The organism is Sulfitobacter noctilucicola (assembly GCF_000622385.1).
Taxonomy (GTDB): Bacteria; Pseudomonadota; Alphaproteobacteria; order Rhodobacterales; family Rhodobacteraceae; genus Sulfitobacter; species Sulfitobacter noctilucicola.
Genome location: NZ_JASD01000008.1, coordinates 899,116 through 912,752 on the forward strand (window position 1 = coordinate 899,116; position 13,637 = coordinate 912,752).

At 55.9% G+C, this 13,637-nt stretch carries 12 protein-coding genes; 3 read left to right on the forward strand and 9 right to left on the reverse strand.

The annotated features are described in order from the left end of the window. Positions 1-54: 54 nt before the first annotated feature. The 6 genes from Z946_RS0108170 to hslO all read right to left on the reverse strand — a co-directional run bounded on the left by Z946_RS0108170 (position 55) and on the right by hslO (position 7,939). Positions 55-1,308, reverse strand: coding sequence for a class I SAM-dependent RNA methyltransferase (locus tag Z946_RS0108170; protein WP_025055242.1), 1,254 nt, complete (start codon positions 1,306-1,308; stop codon positions 55-57). A 36-nt stretch (positions 1,309-1,344) separates the two neighbouring features. Beyond that, positions 1,345-3,177 carry an ABC transporter ATP-binding protein gene (locus Z946_RS0108175; RefSeq protein WP_025055243.1) on the reverse strand — a complete coding sequence of 611 codons (1,833 nt, stop codon included), beginning with the start codon at positions 3,175-3,177 and terminating at the stop codon, positions 1,345-1,347. Between the two features lie 4 nt (positions 3,178-3,181). Then, complete coding sequence (locus Z946_RS0108180; protein ID WP_025055244.1) at positions 3,182-5,026, reverse strand: ABC transporter ATP-binding protein; 1,845 nt, start codon at positions 5,024-5,026, stop codon at positions 3,182-3,184. A 171-nt stretch (positions 5,027-5,197) separates the two neighbouring features. Then, a complete protein-coding gene (locus tag Z946_RS0108185; protein ID WP_052836086.1) occupies positions 5,198-6,376 on the reverse strand; it encodes a CCA tRNA nucleotidyltransferase in 1,179 nt (392 codons plus the stop codon). Beyond that, positions 6,352-6,966, reverse strand: coding sequence for a CoA pyrophosphatase (locus Z946_RS0108190; protein WP_025055246.1), 615 nt, complete (start codon positions 6,964-6,966; stop codon positions 6,352-6,354). Before Z946_RS0108190 ends, Z946_RS0108185 begins: the two co-directional genes overlap by 25 nt. After that, positions 6,950-7,939, reverse strand: a complete 990-nt coding sequence (gene hslO / locus Z946_RS0108195) for an Hsp33 family molecular chaperone HslO (protein WP_025055247.1) — start codon at positions 7,937-7,939, stop codon at positions 6,950-6,952. Before hslO ends, Z946_RS0108190 begins: the two co-directional genes overlap by 17 nt. Positions 7,940-8,018: 79 nt before the next feature. On the opposite strand from hslO, the gene Z946_RS0108200 reads away from it, so the two are divergent. After that, complete coding sequence (locus Z946_RS0108200) at positions 8,019-8,456, forward strand: NUDIX domain-containing protein (protein WP_025055248.1); 438 nt, start codon at positions 8,019-8,021, stop codon at positions 8,454-8,456. On the opposite strand, the gene Z946_RS0108205 is transcribed toward Z946_RS0108200, so the two are convergent. Beyond that, entirely contained in the window at positions 8,444-9,727 is a 1,284-nt protein-coding gene (locus Z946_RS0108205) for a PP2C family protein-serine/threonine phosphatase (protein ID WP_025055249.1), read from the reverse strand. The genes Z946_RS0108200 and Z946_RS0108205 overlap by 13 nt on opposite strands. Before the next feature lie 148 nt (positions 9,728-9,875). Between Z946_RS0108205 and Z946_RS0108210 the strand changes: the two genes are divergently transcribed. Further along, positions 9,876-10,208 (forward strand): Hpt domain-containing protein, encoded by a 333-nt coding sequence (locus Z946_RS0108210; protein ID WP_025055250.1) that lies wholly within the window; start codon positions 9,876-9,878, stop codon positions 10,206-10,208. Between the two features lie 9 nt (positions 10,209-10,217). Here Z946_RS0108210 and Z946_RS0108215 read toward each other — a convergent pair whose 3' ends face one another. Beyond that, a complete protein-coding gene (locus Z946_RS0108215) occupies positions 10,218-11,030 on the reverse strand; it encodes an SDR family oxidoreductase (protein ID WP_025055251.1) in 813 nt (270 codons plus the stop codon). Positions 11,031-11,039: 9 nt separating this feature from the next. Then, a complete protein-coding gene (gene ilvA / locus Z946_RS0108220; protein WP_037969525.1) occupies positions 11,040-12,251 on the reverse strand; it encodes a threonine ammonia-lyase IlvA in 1,212 nt (403 codons plus the stop codon). A 149-nt stretch (positions 12,252-12,400) separates the two neighbouring features. On the opposite strand from ilvA, the gene Z946_RS0108225 reads away from it, so the two are divergent. After that, entirely contained in the window at positions 12,401-13,618 is a 1,218-nt protein-coding gene (locus tag Z946_RS0108225; RefSeq protein ID WP_025055253.1) for an argininosuccinate synthase, read from the forward strand. Positions 13,619-13,637: the final 19 nt, after the last annotated feature.

Sequence of the window (13,637 nt, forward strand, 5' to 3'; positions counted from 1 at the left end):
CGAACGCTTATGGCCCGCTTGCCTTGCGCTACCACATAGCAGGAATTTCTTCGTTCAAAAAGACGTGAGGCTCAATTCCGGGGGGCGTTCAGTTGAAATACTGAAACAGGCCGCCAGCTCTACGTGGGCGGACCAGCGGAATTGATCCACGACCTGAACCCAATCGAGCGTATATCCCGCTTCTGTAAGCGTCTGCGCATCGCGCGCGAAGCTGACGGAGTTACAGGAAACATAGGCCACACGCGGCACGCGGGACTTGGCAATCTCTGCCACCTGCCGCTCCGCCCCGGCACGAGGAGGATCAAGCACCACCACGTCCAGCGCCCGCATCTCGTCCGGAAGCAGCGGACGGCGATACAGATCACGTGCAACTGCCGTCAGCGGCTTTAGCCCCTTTGCCATGCGCCAGCCCTGATCCAAAGCCTTTATCATGGCAGGCTCGCTTTCGACCGCAATAACCTGAGATTTCTCTGACAATGGCAGTGCGAAGGTGCCGCACCCTGCGAAAAGGTCGGCAACATGCTTGGCTTCCCCGACCACCTCACGCACACACGCCAGCAAGGATGCCTCTCCATGCGACGTCGCTTGAAGAAACGCACCGGGGGGCGGCAGAACTTCCGCGGTGCCAAAACGCTGTACCGGTGGCTTGCGCATCCCGATAATTTCATCATCCCAACTCAGCCGGGCCAACAGAAGGCGTTCGCAAAGCTCGGCAAGCCCCTGACGCAAAGGTCCATCCAACGGCTTTCCCTGCGTCACGGCCACGTCCAGGCCATTTGCAGCAACCGAAACGGTTACGGCCAAGGCAGCTTTGCGGCTGGTACCAATCAGCGCGAGCTCTTTGGCAACATCCAATCCCTGCATCAACTGGGGCAGCAAAAGCTGGCAATCCGGTATTTCAATAACGACATCAGAGCCACGACCGTAAAAGCCCGCCATCGCGCCCTTTTTCGTGCGCTTTGCAGCAAAGGTCGCCCGTCTGCGCGACTTTGGCGGTGACGTCACGATTGGCCTGAAATCAGTGTCTATCCCGTGTGCTTCCAGCGCCGACCGAACAATCCCGATCTTCCAGTCTGCTACAAACTCATCGCTGGCATGTTGCAGGGTACATCCACCGCAGGATTTGAAATGGCGGCAGGGGGCGGCAACGCGGTCGTCGGACGGTGTTACAATCCGCACCTCCTTCAACGTCTGTCCGTCAACCGCACCTGTCACGACCTCACCCGGCAATGTGATCGGTGCAAAAACGGGACCATGTGCGATCCCGTCGCCATGATGCCCCAGTCTGATGATTTTGTGTTCGCTCATGCCCTGCTGTAGCGCGACTATCCGGTTAGCCCAAGCCTATTCAGCGGCTTTCATGTTCAAAAAGCCACCCGATTGCCTGTGCCAATAGCGTGCATATAGCCCGTCTTGCGCCAGAAGCACCGAATGCGTTCCCGTTTCGACAATCCTGCCGGCATCCATAACAACGATCCGGTCCATCTCTGTTAGCGTCGACAAACGGTGCGCGATGGCCAGAACCGTCTTGCCTTCCATAACACGGGTCAACGCCGTCTGAATGGCGGCCTCTACCTCGCTATCCAAGGCTGACGTCGCTTCGTCCAGAACCAATATAGGCGCATCCTTCAGAATGGCGCGTGCCAAAGCGATACGTTGCCGTTGCCCGCCTGAAAGCTTCACGCCCCGCTCGCCCAGATGCGCATCATACCCTTTGCGGCCTTTGTGATCCTCCAAGGTAGCGATAAATTCATGCGCCTCTGCACGTTTCGCAGCCTCAATCACCTCGTCCTTGGTCGCACCGGGCCGTCCGTAAAGAATATTGTCATGGGCAGAACGGTTAAACATAGCTGTTTCCTGCGTGACCATCCCGATATTGCGGCGCAGGCTTTCCTGAGTGACGTCCCGCAGATCGGTCCCGTCAATCAAGATCGAACCCTTTTCCCCTTCGTAGAGCCGCAAAAGCAACGCAACGAGCGTTGATTTACCAGCACCTGACGCGCCAACAATACCCAGCTTTTCGCCCGGCTTGATGGTCAGGCTGATCCCCTCGATACCGCCCGTATCCCGACCATAGGCAAAGGCCAGATCGTTCAGTTCGATCTCGCCGCTATGCACATCCAGCGGTTCGGCATCTGGAACGTCTTCGACCCTGTTACGTGGTGTTAGGGTCTTCATTCCGTCTTCAATCTCTCCGACGTTGGAATAGATCGCCATCAACGTGAAACTAACCCAACCCGTCATCTGCGCGATCCGAATGGCAATCGCACCCGCAGCGACAATATCACCTTCGGTTGCAACCCCGCGCTGCCATAGAAGGATAGTGCCGCCGATCAACACAACCGGTAGCAGGCCCGCCAAAGTCATCAACGCGAGCCGGAAGCCAGCGGCCAGGTAACCGAATTCAAGGGCACGTTCACGGAAAGTCTGCATCGCGCCCAGCGCCGCGCGATCTTCGTGGTCCGCGTGGGCGAACAATTTCACTGTCTTGATGTTAGTGATCGTATCGACCACCTGACCCGATACCATCGCCTTGGCACCGGCACGGGCGGCGGACCGTTGACGCACACGCGGCAAAAACCACCTGATCAAGCCGAAATAGCCGATCAACCAAACCGCAAAACCAATGGCCACGCGCCAGTCAATCGCTACCAGAAGTGCGACAGACCCCACAAGCGACGCCAACGCAAAGGCGACCACATTAATCATTTCTACAGCAACATCAGTCACGGCACGTGATGTCTGCATTTGTTTCTGTGCGATCCGACCGGCGAAATCATCATCGAAAAAGCTGACGTTCTGCCCAAGCGTCCATCGGTGCAAGCGGGACAGCACCAATGGATTAACATTCGGCCCGACGATGATCGAATTTGCGCCGGATGACAGACCAAAAAGCACTGGACGCAAAATCAAAAAGAATGCAATCGCGCCGACAATCAGCCCGAAATTGCTGCCATCAAAAAACGCATCCGGCCCTGCGGAGATCGTCGCGTCAATCACCCTCCCCAAAATCCAGGCTGTTCCGGCCTCCATGGCGCCGGCAAGCGCCGACAGAAATGCCGCGAAGAAAAGGACCAACCACGCGCCCGACAAGCTCCATCGCATGAATGCGGCCAAAGTCTGCGGCGGCGGCCCTTCAGCAACAGAGAACGGATTGATCCAATCTGAAATCTTCACGCGTCTATCCTTTAGCGTCAGCATCCAAAGCCAGAAAGCCGCCTGATTGGCGCTCCCAGAAATCTGCATATAGCCCACCATTCGCCAAAAGCGCGTCATGGCTGCCATCTTCCACAATGTGGCCCTGGTCCAGAACAAGAATCCGGTCCAGCTGCGCGATAGTCGACAAGCGGTGCGCGATCGCAATTACGGTTTTGCCCGCCATCATGCCGTAAAGCGTTTCCTGAATGGCCGCTTCGACCTCGCTATCAAGAGCAGAGGTCGCTTCATCCAGTACCAGAATAGGAGCATCCTTGAGAATCACGCGAGCGAGCGTAATCCGTTGACGTTGACCGCCTGACAATTTGACACCGCGCTCTCCGACGCGGGCATCGTAACCTGTTCGCCCCTCGGGATCGGACAGTTCAAGAATGAAGTCATGTGCCTGCGCCTGTTTTGCCGCAGCAATCATCGCAGCATCCCCCGCATCGGGACGTCCATAAAGGATATTTTCGCGCACTGACCTGTGCAAGAGCGAGCTGTCCTGCTGCACCATCCCAATGGCGCGCCGTAGGCTGTCCTGTGTCACCGCAGAGATATCTTGCCCATCGATCAGAATTTGACCGTCCTCGGCATCGTAAAATCGCAAAAGAAGCTTCACTAGGGTCGATTTTCCGGCCCCGGACCTTCCGACCAGTCCAATCCGCTCCCCGGGCTTCACACTCAGGTCGATCTGCTCAAGGCCACCCTGCGCGCGACCGTAATGGTGCGTCAGGCCTTTCAACTCGATCTCCCCTTTTTCCAACACAAGCGGGCGGGCATTGGCGCGGTCCGTCAACGTGATGGGCTGCGCGATGGTTTCCATTCCCTCGGCCACAACGCCAAGCTGGCGGAAGAAAGATGAAAGGGCCCACATTACCCAACCGGTCATCGAATTCAGGCGCAATGTCAGCGCAGCGGCAGCCGCAACAACGCCCACGCTCGCCTCGCCCCATGTCCAAAGCGCCAGCGCCCAGCCGACAACACCGACGATCAGCAAGCCATTCAGACCGACCAGCGTCATATCCATGATCGTGAAAATGCGCATTTCCTTCTGAAAGGTGTCACGCGCCGTTTCAATCGCCTCCTTGGCGAAATCAACTTCGAGGTCATGATGGGCAAACATTTTAACCGAATGAATATTGGTGTAGGCATCGACCACGCGCCCTGTAACCAATGATCGCGCATCCGAGGCTGCCTTGGACGCAGGCCCGACGCGGATCACGGTCCAGCGAACCAACATCCCATAAAGAAAGAACCAACCAAGCAACGGCAACATCAGCCGCCAGTCGGACGTCATCAGCAGGATCGCAGCACCGATCATGTACGCCAACGCATAAGAGATCGCATCGAAGGCCTGAAACACAACTTCGCCAGCCGCCGGTGGCGTTTGCATAATGCGATTGGCAATGCGTCCGGCGAAATCATTCTCGAACCAACCGACGGACTGCCGAAGAACCTGACGATGCGCTCGCCAACGGATCAGCGTACCAAAGTTCGGCAGGATCGTATTATTAAGCAGCGCAACATCCAGCCCTTGAGCCAGCGGCCGCACCAATAGAACAAAAGCCGCGATGAGGATCAGTTCGGTGCCATGCTCCGCCCACATCTGCCCTGGCCCGGCACTCAGCAGATCAACGATACGCCCCATATAGTAGATCAATCCGATCTCTATCGCAGCGACGACAATCGACATGAACCCCGTGAGCGCAAAAACACCCATAAACGGGCCGCAATAAGCGCGCATAAAGGGCCACAGCCTGCGCGGCGGTGTGTCGTCCTCGGGGTAGTCGACATAGGGGTTTACGAGGTTTTCAAAGAAACGGAACATAGGGCAAATGCCTTGAATTTTCAGATACAAAATGGCCGGCTACGCAAAAGCGTACCCTGACAGGGACAAATCGAGTGCAGCTTTAGCCGAACCAGATCCCGCGATACATTTTGTAATCCTCCCGTGTCTCAGAACTATTGCTTAACGCCGGTAGGTCAAAATGTCGACCCTTCAGCCGTTATCCAACAGTTCTGCCGCTGTGAGCCGGAAGTGAGACTCTATCCACCGCTGTTCAAGCTCTTTGAGTTTAAGCCCAAGCGCGGCACCGGCGTAATTCGGCATCAGATCAGATGCTGCCACCGGAAATTTTGCAGCAGCCGCGCTGGAGATTGTCTTTAACTGACCAAATTCTGGTTCCACCTCAGCGATCGTCGCGCGAATGGCAACGACAGCCCTCGCAGTTTGTTCACCATGTCGATAGGCGATCTCTGCGATTGAAGGACCCTCAAAGGCGGCTTCTTTCAGAACCGCCAAAGCGCGAGATTGGTTTTTGCTGAGGCGCAGCTTCTGTGTAGGATCGTCACCGCCCAAAAGCGTCAAACGGGAAACGGGATCAGGCGACAGCCCAAGCACGTCCTCCATGTGAACCAGTACGCCAATCATCCGGTCATCAGCGCCGGGCATGATAGTCGCGAGCACATTCACCTGCCGCATCGTTGCAAGCGCCTTGGAAGGGTCCGGTGCGGCCAGCAGTTTCCACATTTCCTGCCCAACGCGTTCGGCAGAAAGTGTCTCTAACCCGTCTGTATTTGTAGAAATTGCCGCAAGCGCGATTGCGTCAAAACCGTTATGGGCATCCGCATACCACGCCGAAAAACGGAAGAACCGAAGGATGCGCAGATAGTCTTCCTTGATACGGGCGTCAGGGTCTTCAATAAACTTCACCCGTCTAGCCAGCAGGTCCTGAACCCCACCCAATGGATCAAAAACGTTCCCGCCGATGTCTGCATACAGCGCGTTCATGGTAAAATCCCGCCTGCGGGCGTCATCTTCAATGCTGTGCGAAAACGCGACGACTGCGCGGCGACCGTCGGTGGCCACATCGCGTCGGAATGTTGTGACCTCAAAACCGGCACCATCAACAACAACAGTAATCGTTCCGTGATCTATACCGGTGGGAATCGCTTTAAATCCGGCATTTTCCGCGATCGCGCTTACCTGATCGGGCAAGGCATTCGTGGACATATCAATGTCGCTATCGGCAAGACCCAAGAGCGCATTTCGCACACAGCCGCCCACAAACAGAATTTGGAATCCTGCATCGCCCATTGCCTGACACAACTTGCGCGCGGCGGGATCGTTCAGCCAGCTGGTATCTGGCGGGATCAGGATGTCATTCGGTCGGCCCATGCACGCAACATACGCGCCGTTGCGCCCCAGATGTAATAGGGGCCGTAAGGAACAGCAAAATAATGTCGACGTGTGCCGCGCCAGCGACGGGATTCGATAAGATAGTTTACGGGCTCAAGAACGTGCGAGAGCGGAACAGAAAACACTTCGTCGACTTCACCGGGTTCGGGTTTGATCTCGAATTCGGCTCTAACATGGGCAAAAACAGGCGTAACAGTAAAACCCGTTACTGTCTCGTGAGCAGGGAGAACGCCAAGGACATCAACCAGTTCTGTAGGAAGACCGATTTCTTCCTGCGCTTCCCGCAGGGCCGCTGCGATCACATCCGCGTCGCCTTCGTCTTGCTTTCCACCCGGAAAGGCGATCTGCCCCGGGTGGTGCTTTAATGCGGAAGAACGCTTTGTCAGCAGAAGATGCAGCCCATCGTCGCGCGTGACAAGCGGAGCAAGAACACCGGCGGGACGCAAAACACGTCCTGCCGGCAAAGTCACATCGGAATTAAGATCAAAGTCGGATGTCTGCGTACCGGATGCGGTCAGACCGGCCTTGATCCGCGTCAGAGTGTTCGCGACATCATGTTGTTTCTGCATCAAATCCGACTGTCTTTGGGTCCAGATCGTAATGCGCACCGCAGAACTGACAATCTGCTGTGACACGGCCTTCATCGGTGGTCATCTTCTCAATATCCTTGGCGGAATAGATCGACAGGCTTTGACGCACACGATCTTCCGAACAGGAGCACCCGAAACGCACGGCTTGCGCATCAAACACACGAGGCTGTTCCTCGTGAAACAGGCGCAGCAAGAGATCTGTCGGCGGCACGCTTGGCCCGATCAGCTCCAGATCTTCCACCGTGTCGAGCAGAATGTTCGCGCGGTTCCAGTTCTCTTCTTCAGCGCCATCCACCAGATCGGTTGCGGTCAGAACTTCGCCTGTTCCCTCTGTCTTTGCGGCAAAAGGAGACGCCTTGGGCATGAGTTGAAGCATAACACCACCGGCGCGCCAATGTTCATCCTCATTGGGGCCGGACGACTGACCAAAGCTGAGCGAAAAGCGCGTTGGCAATTGCTCGGATTGGGCGAAATACGCCTCTGCGCAAGCGGCAAGTGATCCGCCCTCAAGCGGGGTAATGCCTTGATAAGGCACCATGCCTTCACCCTGATCGATCATAATCGCAAAATAGCCTTCGCCGATCTGCTCAAAAGGCGCGGCATCCGTCAAGCGGTCTTCATCATAGCTTGCATAGGCTCTGATGCGGGCAGAACGGCCTTCTTCATCCGGGCCGTAATAGTCAGTGGCAATCATACGGACAGCGCCCTTTGACTGCACTTGCAGGGACAGCTTCCAGCGCAGTTTAATCGTTTGACCGATCAGCGCTGTCAATAGGGCCATTTCGGCAACCAGCGCTTCGACCACCGGCGGGTAATCATGCTGGCTCAAAATGCCGTCCAGAACGCCATCCAGACGGGCAACACGGCCCCGCACGTCACTGTTGTCTAGCTGGAAAGGCAGCACGCTGTCGTCCCACGCAATCTGGTTTCCGGCTTGAATTTGCGCTGTCATGGAGGGTTTCCTTATCTCGGGCCGCTTGGCATACCGCGTCTATATAGGAGCGGCAAGCGCGGGATAAAGGGGCGGGCGGATGATCAGGCGGATCGGTGAGGTACCACAGAAAGACAGGTCATACCGACTTCGGCCTGGCGCATATGCAATCCTGCCATTGGGAAACGGGATTCTGACGACCGCCCAAATTGCACCTCGGGTGGACGTCCAGCTTCCCGGAGGCGGCGTTGATCCCGGTGAAAGTCCCCTACAAGCGTTGCACCGCGAGGTACTGGAAGAAATAGGCTGGCGCATTGATCGCCCCCGCCGTCTTGGTGCGTTCCGGCGCTTCGTCTTTATGCCGGAGTACGATCTTTGGGCAGAGAAGCTGTGTACCGTTTATGTGGCCCATCCAGTGCGCAAGATTGCCGAACCGACAGAGTCAGATCACGAAACCCTGCTGCTAAGCGCAGCTGAGGCAGTCGAGATGTTGGGCAATGCAGGTGACCGGATGTTTTTAAAACGCTATTTGGGCTGATCCGTTCCGGCGTATTCGAACAGGATACCAGACACATCGTCGGGAAAATCTTCGGTTCCCGCAAAGTTTGACAGCTCCCACATCAACGCTTCCATCAACGCTTTGCCGCGCACATCGGCCAATTGCATCATCATGTCATGCAACCCGTCTTCTCCCAGCATTTGACCTGCCGCATCAGGGCATTCTGTCACGCCGTCAGAAAGCAACAGCAACCGATCGCCGGGCGCAAGCGTCAGGGTGAATTGGGTAAAATCGGCGCCCTCAAGCAGACCAACAGGAAATCCACCCGAACCGGTTTGTTCAATCGAACCATCTTTCCGCTGTACTAACGGGTGCGGATGACCGGCTTGCGCCAAATTGACACGACCTGTCGGGAGGTGAATGAACGCCAGAAGAATGGTGAAGTAGTGTTCAGTCTCCATTTCGTTCAGCACTAGGTCGTTGAGCATCCTAACAACATCCGCTGGTGGTCTGGCGGAAAACCGGCCTTTGTTATCGGGAACTAAGGCAATGTTCTGATCCGGCGCGGTCGCAGACATATATCCCGCAAGCCGCGCCGTCATCAACGCAGAGCTGACACCGTGCCCGGACACATCAATCGCGAACAGCCCCAGGTGATCGTCATCGGTGGGGAAAAACCCCACAAGATCACCGCCAACATGACCTGCGGATCGCAAAATCAGAGATAACGCGCCTTCATCGTAAACCTTGTGACGTTCGCGCAGCAACGACTGCTGCAGCTTCTTCGCCTCAAGCAAGTCCTGATCCAGCAGGTCGTGAACCCGCTGCAACTCCTCAAGCGTTTCCCCTACCCTACGGTTTTGCATCGACAGTTCGCGCTGCATCTCGACAATTCGCTGACCGGCAGTGATCCGCGCGCGAAGCTCGTGTGCGTTGAAAGGTTTTGTCAAAAAGTCGTCAGCGCCTGAATCAAGACCGTGCGCAACCTCTGCCTTATCGCTCTTGGAGGTGAGGAGAATAAAGTACGCATATTCGTCCTGCGTCATTGCGCGAAAACTCTGACAGAATTCGATGCCCGACATGCCCGGCATGATCCAGTCGCTCAAAATGAGGTCAGGGATTTCTTTCTCACACAGAAGCAACGCTTCATCACCCGAAGCAGCTTCCTGAACGTTAAAACCCCATTTCGTGAGCGTCTTGGAAAGGATGCTGCGCTGCAGCCGGCTATCGTCGACAATCAGGATGCGCAGCGCATTTTCTTGCGTCGGGTCACCATCCAAGGGTGCGTATTTCGTTCGGCTGGGTGCCATAATTAATCCGGTCAAACTTCAATTCCGGTGCTCACTGACAGATCGCTCTTAACACCGCATGAATGCTCTAAACCTACATAAATAGCCGGATTTGGTGACAATTTTTTAACGCGGCCCATCCACCTTGAAGAAAGCGGTGGAGGGGCGGATGATTGACTGGTCACGCGTGCAGGAACTACGTGAGGAAGTCGGCGAAGAAGACTTTGAAGAGGTAGTCGATCTGTTTCTGGTAGAGGTAGATAGCGTAATCGACCGGCTGAAAACGATGGCGGATCGATCGACGCTTGGCTCTGACCTCCACTTTCTAAAGGGCAGTGCGCTCAGTCTTGGTTTTTCCGCTTTCTCAAAGCTGTGCCATCAAGGGGAGCGTGACGTGAGCGACGGCCAACAGGACGAAATTGATCTTGCACCGGTCTATGCCGTTTATGACGCCTCCAGAACCAAATTCCTGTCAGAGTACAAGCGTCGGGACGGGCTATGAGGAGCTCTGCTAGACGAGCTTGTAAAAATTCTCGATCTCGACGCCACCGAACGTATCCACCGCTTTGGCTCGCAGCATCCGCATTCCGTCGATCCAGCGGTCGTGGTTTTGCGCACGGTGCATCGCGTAATTCTGCACTTCGGGATGGGACAGGATGAGAAACTGCTGATCCTCAATTCCCTTCGCAATCGCAACCGCAACATCATCCGCAGTCAATAGCGACGCCTGAGCCGCCGCATCAACGTCAGACAATCCAAGCAATGGCGTTGCAACGTATTGGGGGCAAACAACAGAGACACCGATACCTTCGTGCCCATGGCTGATCGCGAGCGATTCCGCAAAACTGACGGCCGCGTGTTTCGTCGCCGAATACGCGGAATCCCCGATCTGGTTCAGCAAACCCGCAGCAGATGCGACATTCACCAGATACCCCGACCCACGACGGATCATATCGGGCAAGAGAGCGCGTGATGCATAGACGTGGGCCATGACGTGAACTTCCCAGTTCAATTGCCAATTGGCGTTGGTCTGTGACGCAGCGTGGTCGGGATTAGCACCCCCAAGGCCCGCGTTAGAGACAAACAAGTCGATTTCGCCCTGCTCTGCGGTGGCCTGCGAAACGAGTGCATTTATCTGGGCTTCATCCCGGACGTCACAGACATTTGCGATCCCGCCAATAGCCGAAGCAACAGCCTCCGCCTTATCTTTATCCAGGTCGGAGACACACACCTTGGCACCCATATCGGCCAGACGGTGCGCCAACGCCGCGCCAATCCCGCTACCTGCGCCCGTGACAACACAGGACTTTCCTTCAATCAGCATAGCGGCTCCTTAGATCACAAATTGTGCAAGCGTTTCGTCGTTCGTTATATCGGTATAGGTGAATCCGGCGGCGTCAATCCGGGCAAACATCGCGGGGAAGTTCTCTGCTGCGTCCGTTTCGATACCGATAAGCACAGAGCCAAAGTTCCGCGCACTTTTCTTCATGTATTCGAAGCGGGTGATGTTATCGTGCGGGCCCAAGGCATCCAGAAAATCACGCAGCGCACCCGGTCTTTGCGGCAACCTGAGAATGAAGTATTTCTTGAGGCCCGCATACCGTTGCGCGCGCTCTTTCACTTCCGGCAGGCGTTCGAAATCAAAATTTCCACCAGATGCGATACAGACCACAGTCTTGCCTTTGATCTGGTCCGCAACATCGCCCAGCGCCTCCAGCGCCATGGCACCTGCAGGTTCCAGCACGATCCCTTCGACATTCAACATCTCGATAATTGTCTGGCAGATGCGGTCTTCTTCCAGATCAATAACGTCAGCACGGTTGATTGTTTTCAATCGCTCAAACGTCCGCGTGCCAATCTGGGCGACCGATGCGCCGTCAACAAACGTATTCACCGGCGAGACATCAACGGGTGTTCCCTCATCCAGCGCCGCCGCCAGACTTTTGGCACCGGAAGGCTCTACAAAGGTGTATGCACATTCATTTCCGAAATAACTGTATGTGCCCGCAGACAACCCGCCGCCGCCAACAGGCAGAATGATATGATCGGGGACCCGCCCCAACTGCTGCTCTATCTCAACCGCGACAGACGCCTGCCCCTCAATCACATCCTCATCATCGAAGGGAGAAAGAAAATGCGCGCCTTCGGATGCGCAAAAGGCCTGTGCCGCCCGCAGGGAAGCGTCAAAGTAATCTCCGACAAGTTGGATTTCGACTGCCTCGCCCCCGAACATCCGGGTTTTGAGGACCTTCTGCTCGGGTGTTGTTACCGGCATGAAAATCACCCCACGTACGCCGAAGTGGCGGCACATAAAGGCGACACCCTGCGCATGGTTACCCGCTGAGGCGCAGACAAATACATCCTGATCGGGGATCACCTTGCGCATCGCATTGAACGCACCGCGCAACTTGTAAGACCTGACCGGACTCAGATCCTCGCGTTTCAGGTAGATATCCGCGCCAAAACGATCAGACAGCAGTTCGTTGCGCAACAACGGCGTTGCGGGAAAGACAGGCCGCATCTTGGCTGTTGCCAAGGTCGCCATCGCCTGAAAATTCTCTGTCACGCCAGATGCCTCCTATTGATGCGTTATCGTTAGGGGCGCTGCGCGGTCAGGTCAACGCAGGGTGCTACATCTTGCCCGTCCTATCAAAACCCGATACCCCCCGATTGATCTTGCCTAAGGAGTCTATGATGTCCGCGCCTAAAAAAGTTGTGCTTGCCTATTCCGGGGGTCTCGATACCTCGATCATCCTTAAGTGGCTGCAAACCGAATACGGTTGCGAGGTGGTCACCTTTACTGCCGATCTGGGTCAGGGCGAGGAGCTGGAGCCAGCCCGCGCCAAAGCCGAGATGATGGGCGCATCAGAAATCTACATCGAAGATGTGCGCGAAGAATTTGTGCGCGACTTCGTTTTCCCGATGTTCCGCGCCAACGCGGTTTATGAAGGTCTGTATCTGTTGGGTACGTCAATCGCGCGCCCGCTCATTTCAAAACGTCTGGTCGAGATCGCCGAAGAGACCGGTGCAGATGCCGTTGCACATGGCGCAACCGGCAAAGGCAATGATCAGGTCCGGTTTGAGCTGGCCGCCTATGCGCTTAACCCAGACATCAAAGTCATTGCGCCATGGCGTGAGTGGGATTTGTCCAGCCGGACCAAGCTTCTTGAGTTTGCCGAGCTGAACCAAATTCCTGTCGCCAAAGACAAACGCGGCGAAGCGCCGTTTAGTGTTGATGCGAACCTTCTGCACACCTCGTCCGAGGGCAAGGTTCTGGAAGATCCGGCAATTGACGCGCCGGACTACGTGTACCAGCGTACCGTAAACCCCGAAGACGCACCCGATACGCCAGAGTATGTCGAAATCGGTTTCGAGCGCGGCGATGCTGTCAGCATTAACGGCGAAGCGATGTCGCCTGCGACGATCCTCACCAAGCTGAATGAGCTGGGTGGCAAACACGGCTGTGGCCGTCTTGATCTGGTCGAAGGACGCTTTGTCGGGATGAAATCGCGCGGCATTTATGAAACGCCCGGCGGGACACTTCTTCTTGAGGCGCACCGTGGTATCGAATCCATTACCCTTGATCGCGGTGCAATGCACCTCAAGGACGAGCTGATGCCGCGCTATGCGGAACTAATCTATAACGGTTTCTGGTATTCACCCGAGCGGACAATGTTGCAAGCTGCCATCGACGCCAGCCAGACCCATGTGACAGGCACTGTGCGTCTCAAGCTGTATAAAGGTCATGTGCGCACTGTTGGCCGCTGGTCGGATCATTCGCTTTATTCCGAAGCGCATGTCACGTTTGAAGATGACGCCGGTGCTTATGATCAGAAAGACGCGGCTGGCTTTATCCAGCTGAACGCGCTGCGTCTCAAGCTGCTCGCAGCACGCGACAAACGCTTCAAGTGAGAAAAACGGCCCGAACCAT

Bases quoted from the DNA above. Each gene is read 5' to 3' on its own strand.
- Z946_RS0108170 (WP_025055242.1), bottom strand. From the start codon at position 1,308: ATGAGCGAACACAAAATCATCAGACTGGGGCATCATGGCGACGGGATC.
- Z946_RS0108180 (WP_025055244.1), bottom strand. From the start codon at position 5,026: ATGTTCCGTTTCTTTGAAAACCTCGTAAACCCCTATGTCGACTACCCC.
- Z946_RS0108185 (WP_052836086.1), bottom strand. From the start codon at position 6,376: ATGGGCCGACCGAATGACATCCTGATCCCGCCAGATACCAGCTGGCTG.
- Z946_RS0108190 (WP_025055246.1), bottom strand. From the start codon at position 6,966: ATGCAGAAACAACATGATGTCGCGAACACTCTGACGCGGATCAAGGCC.
- hslO (WP_025055247.1), bottom strand. From the start codon at position 7,939: ATGACAGCGCAAATTCAAGCCGGAAACCAGATTGCGTGGGACGACAGC.
- Z946_RS0108200 (WP_025055248.1), top strand. From the start codon at position 8,019: ATGATCAGGCGGATCGGTGAGGTACCACAGAAAGACAGGTCATACCGA.
- Z946_RS0108205 (WP_025055249.1), bottom strand. From the start codon at position 9,727: ATGGCACCCAGCCGAACGAAATACGCACCCTTGGATGGTGACCCGACG.
- Z946_RS0108210 (WP_025055250.1), top strand. From the start codon at position 9,876: ATGATTGACTGGTCACGCGTGCAGGAACTACGTGAGGAAGTCGGCGAA.
- Z946_RS0108215 (WP_025055251.1), bottom strand. From the start codon at position 11,030: ATGCTGATTGAAGGAAAGTCCTGTGTTGTCACGGGCGCAGGTAGCGGG.
- ilvA (WP_037969525.1), bottom strand. From the start codon at position 12,251: ATGGCGACCTTGGCAACAGCCAAGATGCGGCCTGTCTTTCCCGCAACG.
- Z946_RS0108225 (WP_025055253.1), top strand. From the start codon at position 12,401: ATGTCCGCGCCTAAAAAAGTTGTGCTTGCCTATTCCGGGGGTCTCGAT.